This window comes from Streptomyces sp. NPDC058246, assembly GCF_042881985.1.
Lineage (GTDB): Bacteria > Actinomycetota > Actinomycetes > Streptomycetales > Streptomycetaceae > Streptomyces.
In genome coordinates this window covers 209,896-236,608 of the sequence record NZ_JBHVWZ010000010.1, presented here as the reverse complement: position 1 = coordinate 236,608, position 26,713 = coordinate 209,896, and the positions used below count along the sequence as shown (strand labels likewise).

Annotated in this window: 15 protein-coding genes; 6 read left to right on the top strand and 9 right to left on the bottom strand. The window is 68.6% G+C overall.

All coding sequences use genetic code 11. The features are described 5' to 3' along the window. Nucleotides 1-139: 139 nt before the first annotated feature. The 4 genes from ACFVXA_RS17865 to ACFVXA_RS17850 all read right to left on the bottom strand — a co-directional run bounded on the left by ACFVXA_RS17865 (nucleotide 140) and on the right by ACFVXA_RS17850 (nucleotide 6,102). Complete coding sequence (locus tag ACFVXA_RS17865; protein ID WP_390025519.1) at nucleotides 140-4,171, bottom strand: AAA family ATPase; 4,032 nt, start codon at nucleotides 4,169-4,171, stop codon at nucleotides 140-142. 548 nt (nucleotides 4,172-4,719) lie between these two features. After that, complete coding sequence (locus ACFVXA_RS17860; RefSeq protein ID WP_390025517.1) at nucleotides 4,720-5,196, bottom strand: GNAT family N-acetyltransferase; 477 nt, start codon at nucleotides 5,194-5,196, stop codon at nucleotides 4,720-4,722. 5 nt (nucleotides 5,197-5,201) lie between these two features. After that, nucleotides 5,202-5,594: a VOC family protein gene (locus tag ACFVXA_RS17855; RefSeq protein ID WP_362027097.1), complete on the bottom strand. Its 393-nt coding sequence runs from the start codon at nucleotides 5,592-5,594 to the stop codon at nucleotides 5,202-5,204. A gap of 4 nt (nucleotides 5,595-5,598) precedes the next feature. After that, entirely contained in the window at nucleotides 5,599-6,102 is a 504-nt protein-coding gene (locus ACFVXA_RS17850) for a DinB family protein (protein WP_362027094.1), read from the bottom strand. A 264-nt stretch (nucleotides 6,103-6,366) separates the two neighbouring features. Between ACFVXA_RS17850 and ACFVXA_RS17845 the strand changes: the two genes are divergently transcribed. Further along, complete coding sequence (locus ACFVXA_RS17845; RefSeq protein WP_390025515.1) at nucleotides 6,367-9,594, top strand: BTAD domain-containing putative transcriptional regulator; 3,228 nt, start codon at nucleotides 6,367-6,369, stop codon at nucleotides 9,592-9,594. Between the two features lie 90 nt (nucleotides 9,595-9,684). On the opposite strand, the gene ACFVXA_RS17840 is transcribed toward ACFVXA_RS17845, so the two are convergent. Both ACFVXA_RS17840 and ACFVXA_RS17835 read right to left on the bottom strand, forming a co-directional pair. Beyond that, on the bottom strand, nucleotides 9,685-10,500 hold the full coding sequence (locus ACFVXA_RS17840) for an ABC transporter permease (protein ID WP_390025513.1): 816 nt from the start codon (nucleotides 10,498-10,500) through the stop codon (nucleotides 9,685-9,687). A gap of 48 nt (nucleotides 10,501-10,548) precedes the next feature. Then, nucleotides 10,549-11,508, bottom strand: coding sequence for an ATP-binding cassette domain-containing protein (locus ACFVXA_RS17835; protein WP_389932474.1), 960 nt, complete (start codon nucleotides 11,506-11,508; stop codon nucleotides 10,549-10,551). Nucleotides 11,509-11,963: 455 nt separating this feature from the next. On the opposite strand from ACFVXA_RS17835, the gene ACFVXA_RS17830 reads away from it, so the two are divergent. Then, nucleotides 11,964-12,956, top strand: a complete 993-nt coding sequence (locus ACFVXA_RS17830) for a Kelch repeat-containing protein (RefSeq protein WP_390025511.1) — start codon at nucleotides 11,964-11,966, stop codon at nucleotides 12,954-12,956. Between the two features lie 452 nt (nucleotides 12,957-13,408). Here the strand turns inward: ACFVXA_RS17830 and ACFVXA_RS17825 are convergent, their stop codons facing one another. From ACFVXA_RS17825 to ACFVXA_RS17815, 3 genes are read right to left on the bottom strand one after another with little or no spacing between them, the layout of a single operon-like run. Continuing rightward, nucleotides 13,409-16,204 (bottom strand): ATP-binding protein, encoded by a 2,796-nt coding sequence (locus ACFVXA_RS17825; protein ID WP_390025509.1) that lies wholly within the window; start codon nucleotides 16,202-16,204, stop codon nucleotides 13,409-13,411. 44 nt (nucleotides 16,205-16,248) lie between these two features. Further along, complete coding sequence (locus ACFVXA_RS17820; RefSeq protein ID WP_390025507.1) at nucleotides 16,249-18,933, bottom strand: DUF1156 domain-containing protein; 2,685 nt, start codon at nucleotides 18,931-18,933, stop codon at nucleotides 16,249-16,251. Beyond that, nucleotides 18,930-22,382, bottom strand: coding sequence for a helicase-related protein (locus ACFVXA_RS17815; RefSeq protein WP_390025505.1), 3,453 nt, complete (start codon nucleotides 22,380-22,382; stop codon nucleotides 18,930-18,932). Before ACFVXA_RS17815 ends, ACFVXA_RS17820 begins: the two co-directional genes overlap by 4 nt. Before the next feature lie 173 nt (nucleotides 22,383-22,555). On the opposite strand from ACFVXA_RS17815, the gene ACFVXA_RS17810 reads away from it, so the two are divergent. The 4 genes from ACFVXA_RS17810 to ACFVXA_RS17795 all read left to right on the top strand — a co-directional run bounded on the left by ACFVXA_RS17810 (nucleotide 22,556) and on the right by ACFVXA_RS17795 (nucleotide 26,347). Further along, entirely contained in the window at nucleotides 22,556-23,896 is a 1,341-nt protein-coding gene (locus ACFVXA_RS17810; protein WP_390025503.1) for a helix-turn-helix domain-containing protein, read from the top strand. A 751-nt stretch (nucleotides 23,897-24,647) separates the two neighbouring features. Then, nucleotides 24,648-25,289 (top strand): restriction endonuclease, encoded by a 642-nt coding sequence (locus tag ACFVXA_RS17805; RefSeq protein WP_390025501.1) that lies wholly within the window; start codon nucleotides 24,648-24,650, stop codon nucleotides 25,287-25,289. Between the two features lie 409 nt (nucleotides 25,290-25,698). Beyond that, entirely contained in the window at nucleotides 25,699-26,160 is a 462-nt protein-coding gene (locus ACFVXA_RS17800) for a hypothetical protein (protein WP_390025499.1), read from the top strand. A 28-nt stretch (nucleotides 26,161-26,188) separates the two neighbouring features. Then, a complete protein-coding gene (locus tag ACFVXA_RS17795; RefSeq protein ID WP_390025497.1) occupies nucleotides 26,189-26,347 on the top strand; it encodes a hypothetical protein in 159 nt (52 codons plus the stop codon). Nucleotides 26,348-26,713 lie beyond the last annotated feature (366 nt).

The window sequence follows — 26,713 nt, the reverse complement described above, 5'->3', positions numbered from 1 at the left end:
AGGACATGGAAACGCCCGACCGCTGGCGACGGGGGATGCACCAGCGATCGGGCTGAGGCCAACAGTAACAAGGCTGCTTGTGCGGCGGGAGCCGACTGCTCGGCTGTGACAAGGAGTTGTGAGCGGGATCACGGTCCCGTTACCGTCCGCACGGCGGCTCATACGACAGGCGGGGCAGGTACTCGTGCCATTTCTCCGCGGTCAGAACACCCCGAGTGGTCGCGCAAATACGGCGAATGGCCTCGTCCGCGTCCAGGTTCCACAGCCGCACGGTATCGGCGCCGCTCGACACCCCGAGCATGTGGCTTCCGGGGCTGAACGACAGGAAATTGCCGGTCTTGGCGTTCGGGCTCAGTGATTGGCCGATGGGAGTGGCGTCGGCCGGAAGGGCCACGTTCCAGAGCCGGACCGTGTTGTCGTTGCCGCCGCTCGCGAGGGTGGCACCGTCCTGGCTGAACGTCAGCGACACGACCGCTTCGGTGTGGCCGGTGAGGGGGGAGCCCAGCCGGGTCGCCCTGGCCGGATCGGTGATGTTCCAGAGCCGGACCGTGTTGTCGTCGCCGCCACTGGCCAACGTATGGCCGTCCGGACTGTAGGCCAGCGTGTTGATGGGGCCGAGATGACCCGTGAGCGGCGCGCCGAGCGCTGCCGCGTGCCCCGGGTCGGCCACGTTCCACAGCCGGATGGTGTCGTCCGCGCTGCCGCTGGCGAGGGTGCGGCCGTCCGGGCTGAAGACCAGGGAGTTGACGTACCCCTTGTGGCCGGTGAGCGGCGCGCCGAGCCGGACGAGGTGGGACGGGTCGCCGGCGTTCCACAGCTGGATGGTGCGGTCGTCGTAGGCGGTCGCCAGGGTGCGCCCGTCCGGGCTGAAGGCCAGTGCGTCGGGGCCCGCGAACCGGGTCCGCAGCGCGACGGGCGGCCCGTGGGGGACAGGCCGGGCCGGGTCGGTGACATTCCACAACTGCACGGCGCGGCTGCCCGTCAGCACCGCGAGGGTGTGGCCGTCCGGGGAGAACTCCAGCGCCCGCACGTCACCCTCGCCGGGCATGAACGGCTTGCCCAGCGCCACGGGACGGCCGGGATTCCGTACGTTCCACAGCCGGACCTTCTCGTCGATCGCGGCCGTGGCGAGCACCTGACCGTCCGGGCGGAACGCCCCGATGCGGCCGATCATGTCGGACGTCGGAATCGACCACATCCGGACCTTGCTGTCGCCGCTCCCGGTGGCGAGGGTCCTGCCGTCGGGGCTGAAGCCCACGGCGTACATCTCCCCGCTGCTGCCCGCGAGGGGCTCGCCGACCTGCGACGGGTACGCCGGATCGCTGACGTTCCACAGGCTCGCCGTGCTGTCGGCGCTGCCGGCCGCGAGCATGGCGCCGTCGGGGCTGAAGGCCACGGACCAGATGGGACCGGTGTGTCCGGTGAGCGGCGCGCCGAGCGCTGCCGCGTGCCCCGGGTCGGCCACGTTCCACAGCCGGACGGTGTCGTCCGCGCTGCCGCTGGCGAGCGTACGGCCGTCCGGGCTGAAGGCCACCGAGTGCACCGTGCCCGTGTGACCGGTCAGCACCGCCTTGAGCGGCGTCGGACGACGTGGGTCGGCCACGTGCCACAGCCGGACCGTGTTGTCGTCGCCGCCGGCCGCCAGCGTCCGTCCGTCGGGGCTGAACGCCACCGAGCGTACGGCCGCCCTGTGACCGGTCAGCGTGCCGACGGTCTTCGGCCGGCCGAGGTCGTCCATGTCCCACAGGCGCACGGTGTGATCCTCGCCGGCGGAGGCCAGCGTGCGCCCGTCCGGGCTGAAGGCGAGCAGATAGATCGTGCCGTCATGGCCGGTCAGGGGCGCGCCGATGGGCTTCGGGTGGCGGGGATCCGACAGGTTCCACAGCCGGATCGTGCCGTCGTCCGAGGCGCTGGCGAGGGTGTGTCCGTCCGGGCTGAAGACCGCGCTGCTCACCCAGCTCGTGTGGCCGGTGAGGGGCTTGCCCAGTGGCTTGGGGCGCGTCGGGTCCGCCACGTTCCACAGGCGTACGGTCCGGTCGTAGCTGGCGGTGGCCAGGATCCGCCCGTTCGGGCTGAACGAGGTGAGGTAGACGGCGCCGGTGTGACCGAGCAGCGGGGTGGCCAGCGGCGCGTTCACGATCGAGATCAGCCGGTTGTTCGCGCCCTCGTCGCCCGGGCGCAGGCGGTGTGCCACCAGGTCGAGCTGGGCGGACAACGACGGATCCGTGTACTGGACGCGATCGGCTTCGGCGACCACCTGCTCGAACACCGCGTCGTTGCGCTGCTCCCAGGCGACCACCGCGGCGCCGACGGCCAGCATCGCCAGCACGACCAGGGCCGACACCGCGCCGCGGCTGATCCAGACCGTCCGCCTGCGCAGCCTGACCGAGGCGGCCAGGAACTCCACCGCGCTCCGGGTCAGAAAGGTGTCACCGGCGGACTTCGCCCAGCTGTGGGCCTGCTCAAGCCGGGAACCCCGGTAGAGCAGCGAGGTGTCGCGGTCCGAGCCCTCCCAGGAGCGGCCGTCCTCCTCCAGCCGCTGGCGCAGCAGATGGTCGTTCCGGTCCTCGTCGATCCAGTCGCGCAGGCGCGGCCAGGCGTGCAGCAGCGCCTCATGAGTGATCTCCACGGTCTCCGCGTCGAGCGTCACCAGCCGGGCGCGCACCAGCGCTTCGAGCGACTCCTCCGTCTTGTCGGGGTCCGTGGACTCCTCCGCGAGCTGCCGTCGCGTCCCGCGCCGCCGGGTGGCCTGCGTGTCCTCGCCCAGCCGGACCAGCCTGAGGAGCAGCAGCCGGGCGGCTGTCCGTGCCGCCGGGTCGAGGCCGGTCCAGGCCCGCTCGGCGGTCGCCGCCACCGCCCCCTGGATTCCGCCCGCCGCGCGGTATCCGGCCAGCGTCAGCCGGCCCGCCTTCCGCCGCTGCCAGGTGGCGAGCAGGGCGTGGGAGAGGAGCGGCAGTACGCCCGCGTCGTGCGCTCCGCGGGGGCCGTCGTCGCTCACTTCCCGGACGATCAGCTCGGCCAGCCCCGGTTCGAGTTCCAGTCCCACGGCCTTCGCCGGACCGGTCACCGCTTCGCGCAGTTCCGTGGTGGTCAGCGGCCCGAGCACCATGTGCCGGTGCTGGAGCGCGTCGGCCAGTTCGGGATACCCGAGGCACTGCTCGTAGAAGTCGGCTCGTATGCCGAGGACTATGAGCACGGGGGCCGGGTCATGCGGGTCCGCGGGTGTGCAGGCGGCGTGGAGGAGCTGGACGAAGGTGCGCCTGCGCGCCTCGTCGGAGCAGAGGGTGAACGCCTCTTCGAACTGGTCCACGATGACGACCGGACGAGTGGCGGAGGATGTCTCGCGTCGCGCCCACGCCGTGACGGCCTCTCTCACCGCGTGCGCGAAGTGCGGACCGCGGCTCTCCTTCGCCGCCGGTTCCTCCGTCGCCGGTTCACCCGTCGCGGAGACGACGGGTCCGAGCTCGGGGATCCGGCGGGTCAGCTCCGCCAGAGGATCGCCTCCTGGCACGAGCTGGAGTACCTCTCCCGCCGGGCTGTTCTCGTCACCCAGCGCGCCGCTTCGCAACGCGGGCACCAGGCCGGCGTTCAGCAGCGAGGACTTTCCCGCCCCTGAGGCGCCTACGAGCATCACCAGGCCCCCCGTCCGCTCCGCCGCGCGGAGCTGAGCGAAGAGGGCATCCGTACTGCGCTCCCGGCCGAAGAACCACCGGGCGTCCTGCTGACGGTACGAAGCCAGTCCCCGGTACGGGCACACACCACCGGGGACGGCCGGAGCTTCGGCCGGGGGCTGTTCCTTCCCTTCCGCGGAGGCCGCGGGGCGGTCGCCGACCGGGTCGGCCACCGCGCGCTCCCACAGGCGCTGCCACTGGGCCAGGTCGTACAGGCCGGTGGAAACCGGGGCGGGCCGCGAGCGTCGTGCCGCGGGGATCAGGATGTGCAGCACCGCCGCGAGGGCGGCGAACTGGGCGGGCACGTTCTTGGCCCGCCGCCAGTCGCTGATCCGCTGGACGGACACCCGTACGGGCCGCCCTCGTTCGTCGACCCGCTGAAGCTGGACGACCGCTTCGGCCACGCGCTTGAGGGGAGGGTTGCCGGCCTCCTTGTACAGCAGCGCGAGCCGTTCCGCGAAGGCTGTACGTGCCCCTGAGTCGGAACTCAAGGCCTCCACCCCTTACTTCCCGCGCACCTGACATCCGGACCGGAAAACTCACCTTATATGGCTGACCTGCGGTTAGGCCGTTGTCCGGACGACGGAACCTCCTCGGCGGAAGCCACAACTGGCAGGATCACGACGCAGTAACGCACCAACCGGGCGTCGCCCAGGCGGCCCACCAGCTCAGCGCTCGGAGAGACACCTCATGACGCCGCACGTTCTCGGTCATCCTCCACCGGAGCCACGAGACGGCGGCGACGGTCTCGTCGCCTGAGCACGAGAGATCCGTGGAGACGGTCCCTTCCGGACCGCTGTCGCGCCGACCACGGGTCCCGCCGTTCCTCGATCCACGCCGGCACGGCGTGGATCGACGCCGCCCGCGCCGTTCGGTACCGGTCCGCACGAGGGGAGGGACCGGTGCCGAGCGGCGCGGCGTGGAACCCGCCGTGCCGAGCGGCGCGGCGTGGAACCCGCGATTCGGCCCGCGCCGCCCCACCCGGGGCGACGATCGCGCGCCGCTCACCCACGTGCTCACGCCGGACCCGATCCGGAGCCCGGTGGGCTCAGGCGTCCTTCAGGTCCAGCTCTCCCACCACCTGGTCGCCGCTCAGCTCCCCGGTGCGGCGGAAACCGAGGCGGAGATAGAACTCCTCGGGGCCGCCCTCGCCCTCGGCCCAGGTGACCGTCACGCGCTTCTGGCCGCCGCGCCTGCGGATCTCCTCCGTGACGGCCTCGACGGCGAAACGGCCGTAGCCGCGCCCCTGCCGGCCGGCCGCGATATTGAGGCGCCACAGGCCCGAGCGGGGCCGGTCGTCCGGGTCTTCCGGGTTGAAGCGGATCTCGAAGAAGGCCATCACGAAGCCGACCAGCTCCTCGCCGTCGAAGATCAGGCGGGGCCAGGCCGTCTCGGGGTGCACATACGCCTCGGCCAGCGACTTCACCACGGGGGCCACGAAGCGTTCCTGGTCCGGCCGCACCTTCAGCGCGATGGCTGCGTCGATGTTCTCCGCGGTCACCTTCTCCAGGCGCGGATTCGCCACCGACGTCACTCCGACTCCCCACGCTCCACGCAGAACTCGTTGCCTTCCGGATCCGCCAGGACCACCCAGCCGCCCCCGTCGGGCCGCGTGTGGTCCGCGATGCGGCGGGCGCCGAGGGCGAGCGCCCGCTCGACCTCCGCCGACCGGGTACGGCCCTGCGGTTTCAGGTCGAGGTGGATGCGGTTCTTGGCCGCCTTGTCCTCCGGGACGTGCACGAAGAGGAGGGCCGGCCCGCCGGACGGGTCCACGATCAGCGCTTCCGGGTCACCGGGCTTGTCGTCGTCGGCGAGCGGACGGCCGAGCAACTCGCTCCAGAAGAGGCCGAGGTCGTACGGGTCACCGGTGCAGTCGAACGTGAGGCTACGGATGACCGGGTTCGAGGCGCTTGCCTCTCCCATGAGTTCAGTCACCCGTCACACCGTCGACGAGCTCGCGGAGGATGTCCAGGTGGCCGTTGTGCCGGGCCGTCTCCTCGATGAGGTGGAGGAGGATCCAGCGGAGGTCGACATGGCGGCCGTCGCGGATGGGCCGCTGCGCCTTGGCGTCCAGGTCGTGGTCGGCCACCAGCTTGCGGTAGCGGGCGCTCTGCTCCTCGTACTCGTCCAGGAGCTGGGGCAGCGGGATGTCGACGCCGATGCGCATCTCGCGGTCGGGGTCCTCGTCCGTCCAGGGCCCCGCGTCCTCCTCGCCGAGGAAGACCACCTGGAACCAGGAGTACTCGACCCAGCGGAGATGGCTGATCAGCCCGGACAGGGTCATCAACGGGGACCCGGGCAGCAGTGCCTGGCGGGCGCCCTCCGGCGAGACGCCCTCGCACTTGGCGCGGGCGGTGGCCCTGGCGTAGTCGAGGAAGGTGTTCAGCTGGGTGCGTTCGTCCCATGCGGGGGGCGTGTCGGTTCGAGTCATGGGGGTGAAGCATCCCGGACCGCCTGTGCGCTGTCGAGGGATTAACAGGGCGACGGCGACAGCTTGCTGCTCTTCGAGCGCTTCTTGGAGGAATGCCGCGCCGGCTCGGTGTCACCTGATCACCGCACGCCATCCGAACCGGACGCCGATCCGCCGTCCGGTGTCGGAGGCCCTTTACCGGGGACGTCAGGTGGGTGATGCTGACCCGGCGTTGGAGGGATGATCGACACGGTAGGGGCCGGTCGGTCCGGACGGGGAGGCGCCGTGGTGCGCGTAGAGCTGCTTGGACCGATTCAGGTGTACGCCGACGATGCGACGCCGGTCGAGGTGGGTGGCGCCCGGCTGCGGATGCTCCTCGCCAGGCTCGCGCTCGAAGAGGGCCGGACGGTGTCCGCCGACTCGCTCGTCAGCGGCCTGTGGGGAGAGGAGCCGCCCGCCGACGCGGCCAACGCGCTGCAGGCGCTGGTGTCCCGGCTGCGCAGGGTGCTGCGCGGGTCCGCGGCGGTGGAGTCCGCGTCCGGCGGCTACCGGCTCTCGGTGCGGGCCGAGGACGTGGACGTTCACCGCTTCGAGGATCTGACCGCTCGGGGCAGGCGGGAACTCGCAGCCGGGCGGCCTGGCGAGGCGGCCTCGCTGCTCGGGACGGCGCTCGGGCTGTGGCAGGGCGCGGCGCTCGCCGATGTCCTCGACGCCCCGTTCGCCGGGCCCGTCGCGACCCGGCTCGACGATCTGCGGACCGCGGCGGCCGAGGACCGCTGCGATGCCGAGCTGCGACTCGGACGGTACGGAGAGGTGCTGGCCGACCTCGAAGCGGCCGGTGCCGAGCGGCCGTTGAGCGAGCGGGTCGCCGGGCTGCGGATGCGGGCGCTGTTCGCGGCCGGACGGCAGTCCGACGCCCTCGCGGTGTACGAGGCGATACGGGAGCGGCTCGACGACGAACTCGGTGTCCTTCCCTCGGCCGAGCTGCGGGAGATCCATCTGGCCCTGCTGCGAGGTGAGTTGGAGACGCCTGTCGAGCGGGCCGAGGCCGCCGCGAGCCGCCTCCCGGCCAGGCTGACCAGCTTCGTCGGCCGTGACGGTGAACTGAGTCGGCTCGGCGGGCAGTTGGTCCACAGCCGGCTCGTCACCATCGTCGGCCCCGGCGGCGCGGGCAAGACCCGACTCTCCTTCGAAGCGGCCACCCGGGACCGCGCCCACGCGCGCGGCCGGGTCTGGTTCGTGCCGCTCGCCGGTGTGAGCGCACCGGATCAGCTGGCCGACGCGGTACTCGGCGCCCTCAGCTCCACCGACGGCCGCCTCTACGACGCCGGCCAGGGGCACCGGGCCACCCCGGTCGAGCGCATGGCCGGGCTCCTCGGCAGCGGCGACGCCCTGCTCCTGCTCGACAACTGCGAGCACCTCGTCGAGGCGGCCGCGGAACTCACCGCCGAACTCCTCGACCACCTCCCGGAGTTGCGGATCCTTGCCACCAGCCGTGAGGCCCTCGCCATCACCGGCGAGTCCCTGTGCCACCTCGGCCCCCTCGACGTACCGACGGGATCACCGGAGCCCGCCGAGGCCGCGCAGTCGCCCGCCGTCCGCCTCTTCGTCGACCGGGCCGCCGGAGTCCGGCCGGACTTCACGCTCGACGACCTGACCCTCGACGCCGTGGTCGAGGTCTGCCGACGGCTCGACGGGATGCCGCTCGCCCTCGAACTGGCCGCGGCGAAGCTCCGCTCGATGAGCGTCGAGCAGATCGCGCGTCGCCTCGACGACCGCTTCCGCCTCCTCGCCTCGGGCAGCCGCACCGCCCTGCCCCGCCAGCGCACCCTGCTCGCGCTCGTCGAGTGGAGCTGGGACCTGCTCGACGAACCCGAGCGGATCCTCGCCCGCAGACTGTCGGTGTTCCCGGGCGGCGCGACCGTCCCCGCGCTCGAAGCGGTCTGCGCGGACCCGTCGCTTCCGGCCGCCGACATCCCGTACGTCCTGGACGCCCTGGTCGAGAAATCGCTGGTCGACACCGTCGACGAAGGGACGGGCGAGCCGCGCTACCGGATGCTGGAGACGGTACGCGCGTACGCGGCGAGGCAGCTCGCCGACGCCGAGTCCGGGGACGCCGTCACCAAGCGCTATGCCGCGTACTTCCTGGCCCTCGCGGAGGAATACGAACCCCGCCTCCGTACCAGCGAACAGCTGCGTGCGATCGAGGTCTTCGACGCCGAACACGACAACCTCGTCCTCGCGCTGCGCTCGGTCGTCGACGCCCGGGACGGGGCGGCGCCTACTGGAAGCCTGGCCGCACGCTTCGTCGGGGCGATGTTCTGGTACTGGGGGATCAGGGGGATGAGCACCCAGCTCGACACATACCTGGCGGAGGTCGCCGGGCCGGATTCCGTACGGGCACGGGATTCCGTACAGGCAGGGGATTCCGTACGGACAGGGGATTCCGTACAGGCACGGGATTCCGTACGGGCAGGGGTCGGCGAACGTCCGGCCGCCGAGGGCGAGTCGGCGACGGCACGTGAGTTCCACCCGGCCGTACTGCTCCTGCGGATGTCCCAAGTCTCCTTCCCCGCAGGCGCATCAGGACCGGGCGGAACCGCGGACCAGGACCCCCTCGACTCGCCCGACCCCTGGGTGCGGGCCACCGCCCACCTGGCACGGGACTTCGCCCTCACCGAACAGGGCGACCTGGTCACCGGCGCCGAGTCCCGCATCGAGGCCCTGCGCGGCTTCGAGGAGGTGGGCGACCGCTGGGGGCTCGTGATGAGCCTGCTCCCGATCGGCCGCGACCACTCCCTGCGCGGCGAGTACCGCCAGGCCATCGCCACCTTCGAACGAACCGTGGCACTCAGCTCCGAACTCGGCACCGAGGACTACCTCTACCTCAGCAAGGCCAGACTTGCCCGCGAACGCCGGCGCAGCGGCGACCTGGCAGGCGCCTTCCGCGATCTGCACGCCGCACACCGGCAGGCCCGCGAGCGCGGACAGCTGCGCCTGGAGGCCAACATCCTCGTGGGCCTGGCCAATGTCCACCGCAGGGCCGGTGACCTGGCGCAGTCCGACGCGACCCTCGACCGTCTTGAGGCGCTGAGCGCCCGGCGCCCCTCCCTCAGGGAACTGGCCCGCGACCTGATCGTCAGCACCCGCATCGAGAACCGTCTCGCCGAGGGGGACGCCGTGCGGGCCAGGGCCCTGCTGCCCGAGGCGGCCGGCGCCCTGTTCGGCCAGGGAGCGGGCGCCGCGCTCGCCTGGGTGGCCGAACTGCTCGGCGGACTGCGGACACTGGAGGGCGCTCCCGAAGACGGCGCCAGGTCGCTCGGCATGAGCCAGGTGATGCGCGGCGCCTTCGACTGGGGCGAGCCGGAGTGGTGCGAGCTGGTCGACCGCATCGTGGCGACGCTGGGTGAGGAGGGCTTCAAGAGGGCGTACGAGGAGGGGGCCGCGTACTCCCGTGAGGACGCGCTGCGGTGGCTGGAGGCCGAGACCAAGCGGGCGGTACCGCGGATCTGAAGAGGCGCGCGCGGTCACGCGGACAGCCGGGCGGGGTCCGCTCCACCCCCGTGGGTGCGGACCCCGCCCGGCCGGCTTGTCGCCGGAGGATCATCCGGCGTTCTTGCGGTAGGCGCGCATGGCCAGCGGGAAGAAGACCACGACCACGCCGGCCATCCAGGCGAAGGTGCCGGCCAGGGAACCGGCGACCGGGCCGCCGCCCAGCAGGCCGCGGACCGTGTCGGCCACCAGGGAGACGGGATTGACGTCGGACCAGGCCTGGAGCCAGCCGGCCATGCCGTCCCTGGGGATGAAGACGTTGCTGGCGAAGGTGAGCGGCAGGATCAGGATGGTCATCAGGCCCTGTACGGAGGTGGGGTTCTTGATCAGCATCCCGAGGTACACCGAGATCCAGGAGAAGCTGAGAGCGAAGCCGATGAGCAGGGCGAGCGCGGCGAGCGTGGCGACCGGGCCGGTCTCGACGCGGTAGCCCATGACCAGGGCGAAAACGACCAGGGTGGCCAGACAGGCGACATAGCGGACGACATCGGCGAGGACGGCGCCGATCAGGGGGCTGGAGCGGGCGATCGGCATGCTGCGGAACCGGTCGAAGATTCCGGTACTGGCGTCCGCGCAGAGCGAGGCGCCGATGCCGACGCTGGCCTGGAAGACGGCCATGACCATGACGCCGGGGACGACGAGCCGCAGGTAGCCGTCGGTGTCGCCGCCGGACATGGCGTCCCCGAAGAGGTAGATGAACATCAGCAGGCTGATGATCGGGGTGAGGATCACATCGACCAGCTGCATCGGCGACTTCATGAACTTGGTGACGCCGCGGCCGGCGAGGGCGAGGCTGTGCTGGGCGGTCTGTGCGAGGCCGATACGGCTGGGGAGCTCGGCGTGGGTGCCGAGGGGCTGGGTGCTCATGACGGGGTCCTCTCGGGAAAGTCTGCGCGGAACGGGAGAGCTGGGGGCTCACACGGCGACGGGCTGGTCGTCGGTGACGGCGGGTGCGTGTCCGGTCAGGGCGAGGAAGACCTCGTCCAGGCTGGGCAGCCGCAGGCCGAGTTCGTCGGCGGTGATGCCGGCGCCGTCCAGGCGGCGGGCGACCGCGGCGACGATCAGCGGGTCGTCGGCCGGCACGGTGAGTACGCCGGAGTCCTGGGCGGGGGCGTGACCGGTCAGCTCGGCGAGCATCCCGGCGACCTGCGGCACATCGGCGGCCACGGTGGGCCGGACCTGGAGGATCTGGCCGCCGACGCGGCGCTTGAGCTCACCAGGTCGGCCTTCGGCGACCTTGCGGCCCTTGTCGAAGACGGTGATGGAGTCGGCGAGCTGGTCGGCCTCCTCCAGGTACTGGGTGGTGAGCAGCACCGTGGAGCCATCGGCGACCAACTCCCGTACGACCTCCCAGACTTCCTGCCGGGCGTGCGGATCCAGGCCGGTGGTGGGCTCGTCCAGGAAGAGCACCTGGGGCCGGCCGACCAGGGAGGCGGCCAGGTCCAGACGCCGTCGCATACCGCCGGAGAAGGTGGCGATCGGCTTGCGGGCCGCCTCGGTGAGGGAGAAGTTCTCCAGGAGCTCGGCGGCCCGCGCCTTCGCATCGCGCCGGGACAGGCCGAGCAGCCGCCCGATGAGCACCAGGTTCTCGGCGCCGGACAGGGTCTCGTCCACGGAGGCGTACTGACCGGTCAGCCCGATCAGCTGCCGGACCTTGACCGGGTCCTTGACGATGTCGTGGCCGCCGATGGTGGCGTGTCCGCCGTCGGGGCGCATCAGCGTGGCCAGGATGCGCACGGTGGTGGTCTTGCCGGCGCCGTTGGGGCCCAGGACGCCGACGACCTTGCCGGCCGGGACCTCCAGGTCGACCCCGTCCAGGGCGGTGAAGTCCCCGTACTTCTTGACCAGTCCCTCGGCCCGGATCGCGTACGCCATGTTCAACAACTCCTCGTCAGGTCCTCGTCGTTCTCGATGACCATGACGATCCCGGGCCCCACTGACAGCCCGCGGCCAGCACGCTGACAGCGGCCGTCGACAGCTGTCAGGCGGTATCAGAGGACTCCACGAACAGGCCCAGGGCCGGGAGCCGGCAACGCCAGCTGGGGCCATCTGGTGGATTTTCGTCCGGCAGACGGGGCCCTGTCGGCTCCGCCAGGAACCCTTCGGGCCACGGGCTCACCCGGACAGGCCACCGTTGGGACCCCAGCCCGGGCCGTACCCAGCGGACGAGGAGACCAGCTTTGCTACGAACGAGTAAGTCGCCCGACCCCAGCCGCAGGTGGTGGCGTCTTTTCCTCACACGTGTGGCGGTCCTCGCCGCCGTCGGGACCTTGGTGGGGGCGCTACCGGCAGCGGCCACCAACGGGACTGTCTGGACGACCCTGCCTTCAATGCCGACGCCCCGGGCCGACCTGGCGGCAGCGGCCGCGCCCTGCCCGCCGGGGCAGACCGGCACCTGCGTCTACGCCGTAGGCGGCAGCGCCGGCGGCAGCACTGTCGCTGACACCCGGGGCACCGTGGAGTCGTACAACCGGCTCACCAATGCCTGGTCGACCCTGCGTTCGCTGCCCACACCGCGCTGGGGACTGGGGGCGGCGACCGCGCCCTGCCCGCGGGGGCAGAAGGGAACCTGTATCTACGCCGTGGGGGGAAACAGCGGTAGCGGTGCCGTGGGCGTGGTGGAGTCGTACAACCCCGCTACCAACGCTTGGAGCCGGGTGGCCTCATTGAACACCGCCCGGTACAGCCTTGGGGTGTCGACCGCGCCCTGCCCGCGGGGGCAGAAGGGAACCTGTATCTACGCCGTGGGGGGAAACAGCGGTAGCGGTGCCGTGGGCGTGGGCGTGGTGGAGTCGTACAACCCCGCCACCAACGCTTGGAGCCGGGTGGCCTCATTGAACACCGCCCGGTTCGCCTTTGGGGCTTCGGCCGCGCCCTGCCCACAAGGGCAGACTGGCACATGCGTCTACGCCGCGGGTGGCCTCAGCTCCGGCAATGCCATCGGCACGGTGGAGTCGTACAACCCCGCCAGCAACGCCTGGAGCCCGGTAACCTCACTGCCCGCTCCCCGCTTCAGCTTTGGGGCTTCGGCCGCGCCCTGCCCTCAGGGGCAGAAGGGAACCTGTATCTACGCCGCGAGTGGCTTCGACTCCCGCGTCGGCGTCGTGGGCACGGTGGAGTCCTACAACCCCACCACCAACGCCTGGACAACTCTGCCCGCGCTCCCCACGCCCCGTGCCGGCCTGGCGGCAGCGACCACTGATTGCCCGCCCGGCGAGACCGGCAGCTGCGTCTATGCCGTGGGCGGCATCATCGAGGCTGGCACTGCTGTGGGCACATCGGAAGCCCTGGACCCCCCGGCGACTCCTCGCTCCCGATCCTGAACGCCAGCCTGACCATGGACACCTGACCACGGTCAGGCCCGTAGAAGTACGAGCGCGACCGTAAGCGCCGCAACGTAGAGGTCGGGTCGGCGACCGAGCCAGGCTCAGCGGCCAGGGAGCAGGGGCAGCCCGCAATCAGGATGCTGCTGCTCCCTCCCTGCTGTGCCTTCATGACCGACCGTGCGGGAGAGCCACATTTTGCTCTGGGACCGCTTGCTCCCGAATGAGGTTCGGGAGTGATCACCATCGGTTGATTTGCTGTTTGGCCTGATCAGGGTGTTGGGGTGGGGCGGTCTCGAGTGGTCTGAAAGGGGCTTGGGGAGCGGGTCGGCTCCCAGATGGCTCCCAGCGGGTAACCGTCCAAGCGTCTATCCGCCGTCTCGCGCGCGGTTCGACGGCGAAGGCTGTCGGTGCGGTCCGGGAGCAAACGGCGGCATCGCAGACGTCGCCACCTATTGTTCGTGCGTCTCGGCTCGGAGGCCGAGTTGGCCGAGGCCCTCCTCGACGACCAAGTCAATGACATGCGGGGGTATCGGCTTCGAGGATCGAACGGAAACGTTCAGTTCGACGCGTACCTCGGCCCCCTGCGCGGCGAAAGGCAGAACCGCCACTTTTACGACGTCGCGAACTTTGTCGGCCGGGACATCGGCAATATGCAGTCGCAGACCGGTGGGGCCTGCCGAGGGCGGCCTTGGCGCTGGTACCTCTGAGGTCGTCGGCTCTCTGGTCCCGGGGGCGATAGGCGTTCCTGTCCGTGGGCTACTCGCGTCAGAAGGATGCGCCGGAGGTGCCTCGGGGCCGCGCAGGGCCTGGGCGCGTGCGGCCCGTACCAGCCACGTGCCGGGCTGGAAGTCGATCTCATCTGGAGAGATCTCCTCCCCGATGCGGATCACTGCGTCGGCTGCCTGCCAGGTGGCTCCCGAAACGAGGCCGAAGACTCCACGCCTGACCCCCTCGGCGAGACAGTCGCGCAGCACCTCGACAGAGGCGAGCTTCGGCAACCGGGGGAAGCGCCGGAACGCCTTGAGCAGGTCCTCTATCTCGACCGCTTCCACGTCTGCCGGAAGCAGGTCGAAGCGGTCCGACAACAATGCGGCCGGAGCGAGCCTATCCAGCAGACCGTCACCTGACCGCAGGCGTTCCGTGACCCGGGAGGTGACGGTCTCGCTGGCGCGGGGGAGCCCGAGGTCGAGGTGCTGTGTGGTGGGCGGGGATCCGCCCGTGCCGTTGGCCAGCACGAACACATGTCGGTAGGCCGTGGTGAGCAGCCCGGGGAGTCGGTCCTCGGCGCGTACGACCCTTTCACGAAGGTCGGCCTGCTGTTCCTGATTGAACCGCTTCAGCCGGTGTACGTCGTCTCGCAGTTCGCGCATCGCTGCCAGGGTTCGTGCCAGTGCGCGGGCACGGCCGAGGGCGCCGGTGTCGGGAGCGACCAGGACCAGCGTGTTCTTGTTGGTACGGCCGGACTGGTCGTATTCGCTCAGGATGCGGTGGGCCGCGTCCCTGACGGCGCCTGGGGCAGAAGGCTCGACCCGGTGCTCGGGATCGAGCAGAGCGAGTGTCAGGCGAGGTTCGTCGCGGACGTCCGCAGAGCTTAGGACGTCTGTCTGGGTGCGCCAGGGGGACTCGGCCGGAACCACACTCTTGGTGGCCTTTTCTAGTAGCTCGGCGATCGCGTCCTCGGGTACGGCGCTCTCACGTTCGACGATGACCTTGTTCAGGTTGGGTTCGGTGGTGAAACGGTAGCGGCCGCCCTCGTAGCGCATGTACCAGGCGACATTCTTGACGGTGTCCCGGACATCTTCGAGGGCGCCGCGAGACAGCCCTGGTCGGCCTACACCGACGGTCATCTGGGCGTCGGATGCCCCCGGGACCTTGTCGGAGCCGAAGGAGTTGACGAAGGCTGTCGTGGCGAGCTTGGTCGCCAGCCTCAGCTTCTCGACCTCGCCGCCACGGCGCTGGTCCTCGATGCGGGCTCGCGAGTCCTCGCGAATGATGTCAGCGTTCAGAGCCGCCAAGTAGGAACCACCGGTGATCTTCAATATCTCAGCCCGCACGCCGGGGTCATGGAGAGGGATGTCCCCCGGGTGGATAAGGGGGGAGATGCGCCCTTCCGCATGGAGAGCCTTGATGCTGTGTGCGAGGGTGCGCAGCGCACCGCGTGTGCGCTGGAAGCCGGACAGCGAGCCCCAGCGATGGGTGAGCAGGTCGATCAGCTCGGGATGGAAGGGGTAAGCGGCCTCGATGCGATCGCGGTAGACCGGATCACGGTATACAGCTGGCAGAGCATCGCCGAACTGCTCGGCGTAGTAGTCGCCGTAAGCATCCGCGACGGTACGGCGCTGGGCTGGAGTACCGGTGCTCTGGAACAGCCGGGTATGCAGGACAGGAAAGATGTCATCGCCTTCGACGGGCGTGATGACGTTCTCGGTCCGGCCGAATATCTTTGCCAAGCGCTCCAGCAGATCCTCGTGGTTGATACCCGTGAAATCTTCGAGGTGGGAAGCGGTGAGGGTCGCGACCAGACAGGCGCCGGGGGTGTTGGCGACCGCCGTGGTCAACTCCTTGATGAAGACGAGAGTGTTGGTGGTGAGAGCGCCTTGGTCGCCATCGGCGGTGATGGTCTTCGCCAGGTATTCGAGGGTCTCATCCATCAGGATGAGGCAAGGCGTGTAGCGCTTGAGCAGGGCCACCAGATGAGCGGTGGAGGTCGCTTGGCGGGCCTCGTCCTCCGCGCGAACACCCTCGTACGCTTCTTGCCCACCAAGCTGAAAGGCGAGATGACCGAGCAGGGTACGTCCCGGGGAGCGGTTCTCCTTGGTGCGATCGGGGGTCAGAGCGGAGCCGTCGAGAACTACGACGGTGGCTTGCGGAAGGCGGCCATCCTTGATGGAGGAGGAGAGCTGGCGGGCAAGTCGGGTGCGTGACAGTGCACGGGCGTTGCCAAAGAGATGGTAGGCGGACAGCAGGGTGTGGGTCTTTCCGCCACCGAATTCTGTCTGCATTCTGTGTACTGCTTTGGCGGCGGGATTGCCAGCCAGTCGATTCCCGATCTCTACAAGAGCGGTGCGCAGATTTGCTGTCAAATATGTCTTCTGTACAAAGAGTTGGGCATCGAGGTAATCCTGTGGGCCCTCTCCTTTGCTGACCAAGCCCAGGTCTGCGGCGAACAGCGCCTCATCGAACGAGCCGTTGACGATGTCCAGGTGCGGAGGGGCTATCTCGTTCCAACTCTTGAGGCCGGCCACGGGACGGACGTTCCTTTCGCTATGTGTGTGGTGCTGGAGCGGTATCAGGGCTGCGTGCCGAACAGAGTGAGCTCCTCGAAGTCCGGGGAGTACTTGGCAGCCCGTTCCGCCAGGTCGTCGCGGTTGCCGCCGAGACCGAGCAGGAGCGTGCGTTCCCGAGAGCCTTCGGGCAGGAGCTGCGTGACTGCGGTGACCAGCGCCCAAAAAGCAGGTTCGGTTCCCGCACCACTTGCGCCGAGTAGCGCGCCAAGTTCCTGGCGGCGGCCTTCGTCATAGAGCAGGCAGGCGGAGTGCATCACGTCCACCCAGGAGGGACGCTGGCCGAGCGTGATAGTGCGGCGCTCATGTGGTCCGAGCAGCTTGTAGTCGGAGCCGGACTTGCGTATCAGTCCTCCCCGTACGGTCAGGGAGTCCAGATGAAGATCGAACGCGCGGCACAGCATGTATGCCTCGTCTGCGGGAATCGCCAGACCGTCGTATGCCCAGCGCCAGGTGAGATAGAAGAGCGCACGACTGTCCAGGCGCTCCAGGGATTCGCCTCCAGTGAGCGATCTGGTGGCGTGTCGGGCCACAGCTTGACGAGCCAGCACCATCAGCTCGTCAACCCCCACCTCGTCTCCCGATAGGCGCAGGACACGGGAGTAGCGGGCGAAGACCTCGAAAGCAGGGCCGATGGCCGAGACGAAGTAGTCGGCGCCGGACAGTTTCATGTCATCGAAGACAGCGAGGCGTTCGGCGATGCGGGCGTCCAGGTCGCGGACCACGTCGTCGTAGAAGCCGTCGATGGCACTGCCCACCTTGCGGCAGACCAGTACCACTGAGGAGGCCAGCACCGAGCCGACATTGTCGGTGGTGCGACCTGTCCTTTCGGACTGCATCGGCCATGAGGTCGTGACCTTCAGGCCGGCCCGGCGCAGAGCACGCAGCAGGTGTTCCCAGGCGGCGTTGTCGGTGTGAGCGAAGACCAACGAAACGATGCCGTCATTCGCGACGACTCGGGCCACCTCGTCCAGGGCACGTTGAAGACGGGCCTCGAATTCGTCGCGGGATATGTACTCGGTGGAGTCGCGTTGGGCCCGGTTCTGGATTACCTCGGCGCGCTTGGGAGTCAGTGCGGTGGCGAAGAGTTCGGGGTAGATGTGTCCGATGGACCTCTTGAGCCAGACGTAGAAGAAGTCCGAGAGGTCGCCGTACTGAAAGGCGTCATAGTAGGGCGGGTCGATGATGACCGCGTCGAACTCGCCGTCGGCAAAGGGGAGATGCTGGGCGTTGGCGCGCTGGACACGGGAGGGGTTACCTTCGGTGGCGGCGGCACAGTGGCGCAGGGACTGGGTGATCCAGCCAAGGGCGCTTGACCAGCCGCTGGGGCCATCGCTGAATGGGTCGATCTCGGTGAAGTCCCAGGCCATGCGTATGGCTTGCTGAGGGAAGGTGCTGCGCAGAGTCTCCCGCAGGGGCGTCCAAGTGGTGAATGAGGAGTTGTAGTCGACCACCCGATCGACGGCGAGTCCCAGATAGGTTGCCAGAGCCTGGGCCCGTTCCGGCTCGGTGCCGCTCTCCAACATCGCCGCGTGGGCGGACCGTACGGCCTGGGCCAGTGTGGAGAGGACCAACCGCTGGCGGGGGGTGAACATGCTCGCCCAGGTGTCGATGCCGTAGGTCAAGTTGGGGTATCGCCGGTATTGGGAACGCGTTACCAGCTCGTCCGGGATGGCGCTGGTCCCATCCGGATAGTCCTCCAGGCCCTCCGCCATAATTTCAGCCCGCTCAACCGCGGCATGGTCGGCAGCCGTGGGCTCACGGTAAGTGCGTATCCCGTCGGGATCGATGTCGAGGACCGCATAGAGGTAGTGACCAAAGCCGTGCTCACGTGCGTAGCCACGTAGTTCCCGGTCTGGACGGGCGGTTCCGCAAACGGGGCAAGTAACGGTCACCTGGGAGCCGCGGCTCGTCTTGGTGCCGAGTTTCCAGTCGCTGCCGTCGGCAGGCGGGCCTTCTGCGAGGCGCAGTTCGATCCGGTCCCGTCGTATGTCGTAGTCGAGACGTATCCGGTGCCGGGTGGAATCGGCGAGCTTGCGCGAAGAGATCAGCGGAACCGTCCGGCCACAGTGCGGATCCGCGCACGGCACGGTGCGGGCCCAGAAGTACACCGCGGGCCTGGTGCCGTCCTCACAGCGTGGAAGGACCTCAGCAAGCCGGGCGTCCGCAGTCTCACGCACCCACTGGCCCCATTGGGCCAACTCGTCGATGAAAGGCCGCCCGCCGTCCTCGCCCACACCGCCGAACCGAGCAGGGTACTCCAGGACGCAGCGCTGGATGAGATGGGCGACGGGGTTGATGTCGACAGCGGTGGTGTCGCACCCGAGGCGCGCGGCTTCCAGAGGGATCGCGCCCCCTCCCGCGAAGCAGTCAAGGACCTTGGGGCGACGCTCGGGCCAAGCGGCGGCGAGGGCGGTGCGCAGTGGGGCCAGATAGGCGGCCCGGGAAGAAGCCTCGAAAGGGGCGGCCTGGCTGATGTCGGTGAGCAGCCTTTCACGGGCGTGCGGGCTGTCGGTTCCCGGGTCGGGGACCAAGCTGGCGAGCACCACGCTTCGGGCCATGGCGAGGGGCCTGCGAGCCCACCACAGGTGCATGGTGGAGATGTGGCCGTGTCGCAGATGCTTCTCCCGCGCGGAAGCGGCATTGACGGGGGCCAGCGGGAGCTTCTCCTCGATGAGCGCACGTCTCACTGTGTGTCTCCTCCTGTGGCCTGCGCTGCTTCGATGACGGGTCCGGGGGCGACGCTGTAGCGCACCTCATGCGTGGGCCGGAATTTCCCGGCAAGGGCGATGGCCGGGTCCTGGATGCGGTAGAGCCGAGGGTGATCGGTGGCGCAGTCGAGCACCACGTAAAGCCAGTAGGCAGGACCGAACTTGCCGGCAGCGATGTACTCGGACCAGGTGAGCTCGACGGACCCCACCCCGGCGCGTCCCTTCACCTCGATATAGCGGGTGGTCTCGGCCCGTTGGGAGACGAGGTCGAAGCCCAGGTTGTCGGCTTCGACGGACCTGAGGTCTTCAGAGCCATGTGCGTATTCGTGGTCCATGCTGACTTGTACGGCTATCCGTTCGATCTCAGGATCGCTGAGTCCGCGCCCGTTCGCCGCATGCTCGGCCCAGACATCGACAGGACTGGACGACGCGGGCGGAGGCAGTAGCACGGCCTGCGCGAGAACGGTGACAGGCCCGCGGTCCACCTGCCGTGTGCGAGCCGTGTCCGCGATCCGCCTGTCACGGCGTTCGAGCACTGTGCGCCGAATGAGTTCCGTCTTGCGATGACGGCCCTCGGCGCCGGCTCTTCCCTCCTCCAACTCCTCGTCAAGATCGAGCAGTTCGGCGTCGTAGCGGGCCAGCAGGGTACGGAACGAGGTGGTCAGGAACTCCTCTTGAATGTCGGCCGTGCGTGCACGGCGCTCTCGGACCTCGCGCAGTCGAGCCTCGTAGACATTGGCTCGTGCCCACGTGATGAGCTGGGATTCCGGACGGGCGGGCGTCAACCCTTCTCCAGTCGGCTGTGCGGGTCGCCCAGGCAGCAGGTCGTACAGTGCGCCGCTCGTGGGGAGGAACTCGCCGGCGGCCTCGATGACGGAAGCCATGCTGCGGTGGACTGTCGAGCGATGTCCGTCGGTGACTTCGCCTTCCAGGATGTGCAGCAGTGCGGGAGCGCTGAGTCCGGGATCATGAAAGACGGCGCCGCGCTGCAGTGAGCTCGCTGTCTGCTCGATGACCAGGTCCAGGATCGCCTCGAACAAAGGGTGTCCGGGACCGCAGAGTTCTGCTCGGGGCGCCCCTGACTCCGCGTCCTGCGCCAGCCGTTGCACGGCGACACTCTTGTCGAAGGTGACTCGCTCGTAGGTGGGTTGCAGCTGGCGGAGCGTACCCAGATCGCGGTCGCGGGCGATCAGGATGTCCGGGGTCCGCGTGACCCTGATACTCGCGTGGTCCAGCCGCTCGCGCGCCTGGCCGTGCAGATGGTCGACGGCGTCGAGGAAGAAGCGTTTGAGGTGTTCCGGAGGCAGCCGACGTTCCTCCGCCCGGGTCGTCTCCTGGCGCTGTATCCGCCAGTCGATGTGGCCCGTGACCAGAGCCTTCTCCGAGAGTTCGCGCATGCGCGCGATGAGCTGCTCGTCGAACTCCCCGTCGCCTGCGCCGAATTGGGCTGCTGCGTCCTCAGATGTCCGCTCACCTGATACGACGGCTTCGAGTAGTTCGGGGAGACGGTAGCCGGACAGTATTTCGCCGATGACGTCGAAGACCTGGTCCCCCAGAGCTTCGTTCTGGCGCATGGTCTCGATCTTTCCGAGCACCGTGGCCAGTACGTGCCCCTCCTTGGTGTTGGCCGCGACGAGATTGAAAATATGAACGTTCTCGGTCTGACCGATGCGGTGCACTCGTCCCATACGCTGTTCAAGGCGGTTGGGGTTCCACGGGATGTCGTAGTTGACCATGAGGTGGCAGAACTGGAGGTTGATCCCTTCGCCCGCCGCCTCGGTGGCGATCATGATCTGCGCATGTTCCCGGAAGTCACGCTCGGCCTGTACCCGTTCTGCGGGACGCAGGCCACCGTGGATGACAGCCACGTCGAAGTGCGGCGACAGCTCGCGGACCAGGAAGTCCAGGGTGTCCTTGTGCTCGGTGAAAACCAGGAGCTTCTTCGAGGCGTCGTCGCCGACCCCGTACTGATCCAGAATCTTCCATAACTCCTGCAGCTTGATCTCCCCGCCCAGAAGCGCCGTCTCCTCGGCTTGCGCCAGCAGCGGGCGGAGAAGGCCGAGTTCGGCCTCGATCTCCTCCGGGTCTCTGAAGAGGGAGAGCTGATCGAGAGCCTGCTCCTCGAGCGCCCAGCGCTCGTCCTCGGGGCGGTCGCCGTTGGTGTTCTTGTCCAGCAGGCTCGAGCCGACGTCCGTGGCTGTCGCTGTCGGCTGCTCCAGTTCCCGCTCCAGGCGCTCCACACGGCGCTGCAAGGTTCGGCAGATGGCCCGTACGGAAGAAGCCAGCCGACGCTGCATGGTCGTCAGGGCGAAGCCGGACACGGACGCACGGCCGCCGTCGGTGCGCTCGCGACGGATCTCGGCGAGACCCTGGGTGATGAACTGGGACACCCGGTTGTACAGGTCGAGCTCGGCTCCATCGAGGGTGTATGCGACCGTGTGCGCGACGCGTGGCCGGAAGAGGGGACGGCCGCGCAGGTCCACCATCTGTTCCTTGGTAGTCCTGGAGTAGTGGTGCGGCATGATCTCTACGCGGTCGGGGCACCGGTCGCCGTATGCGTCGCGATCCAGCAGCCGCATCAGCCCCCACAGGGACTCCTCGCGGCCTGAGTGCGGAGTGGCCGTGAGGAGCAGCAGTCGTTCAGCGTGACGTGCCACGCGCTCGGCGGCCTTGTACCGGCCGGTGCGGTTGTCGATCGCCCCGCGCTTGTTGACCTTCAGGGTGTAGCCGTGGGCCTCGTCGAGGACCGCCAGGTCCCAGGGGCGTTGTGCGGCGGCGAAGGACGCGAGGACTGTCTCCGTCTTCAGCAGATCGCGGGAGACGATGAAGACGCCGTCGGACTCCCAGGGGTTGGCCATGGGGTCCGCGTCCAGGGTGTCCCTGGTGATGCGGCGGGCTGCGATCCGGAAGCGCTCGTCGAGTTCGCGCTGCCACTGGAAGCCGAGGTTGGCAGGGGCGACGATCAGCACTCGGTCGGCCGCACCGCGGAGTTGGAGCTCCTTGATGTAGAGCCCGGTCATGATCGTCTTGCCGGCCCCTGGATCATCAGCCAGCAGGAAACGCAGCCGAGGTTCCTCCAGGAACCTGCCGTACACCGCTTCGAGTTGGTGCGGCAGCGGCTCGATGCTGGAGACAGAAAGAGCCCCCATGTCGTTCTGGAAGCGTGTGCGGATCCTGCGCGCTTCCACACCGAGCCGGAAGACTCGCGCGTCCGAGTCGTACCGCCGCTCGCCACCGGCGTCGACCACCTCGATGCCGGGCAGCTCATCCTCGGGCAGACTGACACTCCGGTAGTCCCCGGCGTCACCCTTGACAAGGAACTCCCAGTAGGCGCCCGATTGGACCTGGATCACGGTAACAGGCTCGGTGTGTCCCGGCAGCCGTAACCGTGCGCCCGCGACCAGCTTCTGCGGATCGAAAAGTGACATCTACGTCCCTCCCCCAGCAGGCCGCCGCCCCTGACCTGTGCCTCGACCACTCGTAGATTCGGAGAGCGTACACACATTTGACAGTGAGTCACTCTTCCGGGGTTACCTCAACAGCCAGCGCACATCGCACGGTTGAGGCTTCCGGTGCGCCCTTTCGGGCGTAACCTGCGCAGGTGACGGTGAGGATTCCCAGACTTGCTCAGTTGCTCGGCGCGGACTTCGACGGCCTTGATCGAAGTCATCTGGTCGAGCTGTGCGACCAGCGTGCAGCCGAAGACGTGGACCTGGACTTCAAGCAGGACAACGCGTACGCCAAGGACGCCGATGGACTGGACGAGTTCGCCAAGGACGTGACGGCCATGGCCAACGCGCGAGGCGGCCTGATCGTCGTCGGCGTCACCGAGAACGACCAGGGAAACGCGGAGCGTCTGAACCCCATTGCGATCAGCGACAAACTGCACAACCAACTCGTCCAGGCCCTACGCAGTCGTGTCTTCCCCTTCCTGCCCCCGGACTTCCGCATACGCATGATCGCTGACAGTCCCACCACTCCGGAGTGCGGTTACATCCTGATCGGGGTCCCGCGTAGCCCGGTCGCCCCGCACGCCGTTCGCCCCACTGGAGGCAAGGGTCAGCAGCGGTACGGGTACGCGCGTCGTCTGGGCCGGACCACCGCCTGGCTGGACGAATCAGAGATAGCGGCCCTCTATCGCGACCGTTTCAAGCTGGCAGAAGACCACTCCCGTCGGGTAACCGCACAGTTCGAAGACGACTGCGCATGGTTGGCGGCTCCTGTTGACGGCAGCATCAGATTGGACATTTCTCTGGTCCCCACGGGAAGAGCCGAGCGTCGCATAGACCGCACTTTCCTCCAGGATGTGCGAGGGTTCCTCGGCGCATTGGCGCGTCCCGGGGGTGCACCGTCGGCCGCTCTGTCCCGCGACTTGCTGGGCCACGCCCCGGTGATCCGCCGGGGCCGCATGCGGATCTCCGGACCTGGCGTCCACGCCGTCTGGCACTCCGATGGCAGCGCTCACCTTCAGGTCGATCTGACCTCGGAACCTGCGCCCACGGCAGAGGATGCAGCTGCCCCCGTGCTGAATCTCACGCGTCTGGAGGCCAGCGTGCTCTACGGTCTTCATCTCGCGTGCGCCTATGCGGAGTGGGCCGGAGCCTATGGAGATGCCGATGTGCTCGCAGGCACTTCGTCTCCTGCACAGGTGCTCCTGGACCGCACGCCGGTCAATGGAACCGCCCGCTTCGTGCCGGGGGTACCGGTCTCGAGTGATACGGGAACTCCGTGCCATCGCATCGGGTATCTGGAAGCCCTGTGCAATGGCAGCATGCAGCTGTGCACGATGGCCCACGCCATCTCGTCCGATCTCCTCGCCGACTACGGTGTGTACGAACCGACGCTGCTGAGGCCAGACGCGACCGTGCGGTCGCAGCGCCTCGCACAGCGCGAGCGGGCCGAGATGGAAGCGTGGCTCGCGTCCACGTCGGACTCGAGTTGAAGCGATCCCGAATCGTTTCAGCAGGCAGAACTGGACTGTCGGTGAAGCGCACCGGGATCAGTGGAGCTATCCGACTTCATCAAACCTGGCTGTGTTCATCGACGTTCGGGGCTGGGCCGGGATGTTTTGGCGCAAGGTGGCGTCAGGAGCACGTGGGCGACGAGCCCGCCCGGGTGGATCCGCTGGCGTTCTCCTCCCCGTTCAGGTGCCCCATCGCAAGGGGGAGTTCGTCCGGGTGTCGCGCCAGCCGCGCCATCACCCAAGCGGTCTGGGCATCCATGGCCGGCCCGAAATCGGCTGCCAGGCGGCGCGTCTGCCATGTTGTTCGAGGCGCGAGTACCCAGCGCCAGAACTGGAGCCGTACGTGGCCGGTGCGGGCGGCCGTCCTTCCTCCTGGCCTGCGGGCATTCTGCGGAGATGGGTCAGTTTTGCCCGGCACGTTTGTTTTGTCGGCCACGGTGCGAGTGTTGTCGGGTACCCCGTGTCTCCGGAGTCGATCAGCTCGGTGAGCACCGGAAAGGACTACGAAGACGGCCGTCGTTGACGTCCGAGGCGGTAGGGACACACGCGGTCGCCAAGCCCATGTCCCTCCGGGGTATCCGATCCGGCCACGGCTGACTCGCGCCTTTCTCTTGTTTCCTCGGTCGGCTCACACTGCGGTACACGGGCCTGTGGGGGGAGGGCTTCGACTGTGACGAGGCGTGGACGGAGTGCGGCTGCTCGCAGACGACGAGCGGCGCGGCAGAAGTCGGTGGCTGTCAGCGGCGGCCTGGTGCTGGTCCTGCTCATGGTCTTCTGGTCGGTCGTGTGGCCTTACGTCACGGGGGCTGTGGTTCTCGGCGGCGTCGCAGTGGCAGGGTGGTGGCTGTGGCGTACGGACCGGCTCGTGCGCGGGCGGGACCGTCTCTGGCGGCAGGAAGAGGCGGTGAAGGCCGGCCATCGGACACTTGCCGAGGTGGACGCAATTACCGGCACCGAGTTCGAGGATCTGGTTGCAAGCCTGTGTCGACGGCACGGCTGCACCGACGTCCGGCGCGTGGGTGGCGCGAATGACAATGGTGCAGATGTCGTCGGCCGTCTCCCGGACGGCCGAAACGTGGTGATCCAGTGCAAGCGCTATACGCCGACGAGCACGATCGCGAGTCGCGAACTGCGCGATCTGCTGGGCGCCAAGGTGCACTTCGGGGCCCACCTGGCTGTGTTCGTCACGACCACGCGGTTCAGCGGCCCTTCTCAGAAGTTCGCGCTGCAGCACGGAATCCTTGCTGTGCACCGGGATCTCCTCGGCCTGTGGAACAACGGGACTTCCCTGCTGTCCTTGACCGAGGTGAACGGCCAGGGGCAGGGCGATTCCCGGCACCGAACACGCTGGAAGCGGGCATACGGGCAGTGACCTGTCTCGTGAGGCGTGGGATTCCTGGGGGCCCTGTCACCTTGCTGCCAGCGAAGTCACTTCCGGCCGGCGCCGTGGCGTTCAAAGCGGCACAAGGTCACGCGAGGACTGTCCCCGGGCGTGTGTCAGGGAGGGCGCGCGGATGTGCGGGCAAGCGTGTGTCACTTTGCTCGCTGTCGTCGTGAACGGAGCATTGCCCCATGTGGGGCCACGTGAACGGCTTTCTATGTGGCCGCCATACGGCGCTGGCCGACGGAGCAGCCGTTTCCTAGGTTCATCGCATCGCATTTCTTCCGGCATGAGTACCTCAAGCTGCCTGAGCGCAGCCCAAGTTGCCCACGATCTGTCGGGACGAGCGCGCGCAGCGCTCGTTCGCGGAAACGGAGAGGGCGCCGCCGCCCTCGCGTCGGTGGCGCACACGTACGCCCTGATCGCTGAAGTGACCCTGCCGACACCGAGGCAGGAGCAGTCGCCGACCGAGCCGCTGGTGGAGGAGCAGTACCTGGTGCCCAGCGTCCCCGAGCCTGGCGATGAGGTGACGCCGCAGTCGGAAGACGGCACCGCGTCGGGGGCCGAGGCCGAGCCCAATCCCAACAACGCAGTCCCGCCGCTCCTGGTGCGGGCTCACCAGGCCGTCGTCCGCGCCGGCGGCACCATGTACACCTCGGACCTCGCGGACGCTCTGGGCATGCGGACCCAGCAACTCGGCACCGAACTCGTGAAGATCCTCCGTGCGGCGGGGGTGAGCCGTCCCAAGAGTGGTTCGGTCAGCCCCTCTCGCGGTATGCCGTTCCGCACCGGCTTCACGGCCGAGACTCTCGCCACAGGCATTGCCATGTACGGAGTCCGGGCCGAGCTTGCCGTGGTGTGAGACGTAAATCCATGGCCACCTATTTCGCGTGGTGGCTAGCCTTGGCGTCGCCTTCCTGAGCGACTGCGGCGAAGGGAAGACACCGCCGGGGCAAGAGAAGCGACTACTGAAGGCGGCAGCCGTCACCCTTCGCCGGATCGTCGGCACCAAGGACAGCTGGGCGACGACCATACGGGTCGACCAGTAGGACGACGGCAACCGTGGCCAGTCGGAAGGATGATACCGAGCCCGTTCCTCGGCACTTGGGTCCGGGATCCGAAGGAATCGTCCGGCCTCCTGCACCTGTGCGATGAGCGCCGGCCCGACAGCCGCTGGCGAGGGGCGCGGAGGTTTCACGGCACGCTTGGATGCGGGCTTCGTCTCCGTGGGGGGATCGACGTCCTGCCGAGGACCAGCGGCCACTGGCGCCTCGGCTTGAGACGCCGCCCCGCGAGGCTTGCGTGGAGCCAACTCCGGACGGTCGGGATGATGCCCGTGCTCCAGATAGAAGCGCCCCGCGTCAGTGATCTCCGCCTCCACCTCCCCTTCTTCCTGGGCATGGTCACCAAGCCCC

What these genes read in the sequence shown, in the direction of transcription:
- ACFVXA_RS17855 (WP_362027097.1), bottom strand. Translation starts at nt 5,594, where the DNA reads ATGGGAGAGGCAAGCGCCTCGAACCCGGTCATCCGTAGCCTCACGTTC.
- ACFVXA_RS17850 (WP_362027094.1), bottom strand. Translation starts at nt 6,102, where the DNA reads ATGACTCGAACCGACACGCCCCCCGCATGGGACGAACGCACCCAGCTG.
- ACFVXA_RS17840 (WP_390025513.1), bottom strand. Translation starts at nt 10,500, where the DNA reads ATGAGCACCCAGCCCCTCGGCACCCACGCCGAGCTCCCCAGCCGTATC.
- ACFVXA_RS17835 (WP_389932474.1), bottom strand. Translation starts at nt 11,508, where the DNA reads ATGGCGTACGCGATCCGGGCCGAGGGACTGGTCAAGAAGTACGGGGAC.
- ACFVXA_RS17830 (WP_390025511.1), top strand. Translation starts at nt 11,964, where the DNA reads ATGCCGACGCCCCGGGCCGACCTGGCGGCAGCGGCCGCGCCCTGCCCG.
- ACFVXA_RS17815 (WP_390025505.1), bottom strand. Translation starts at nt 22,382, where the DNA reads ATGTCACTTTTCGATCCGCAGAAGCTGGTCGCGGGCGCACGGTTACGG.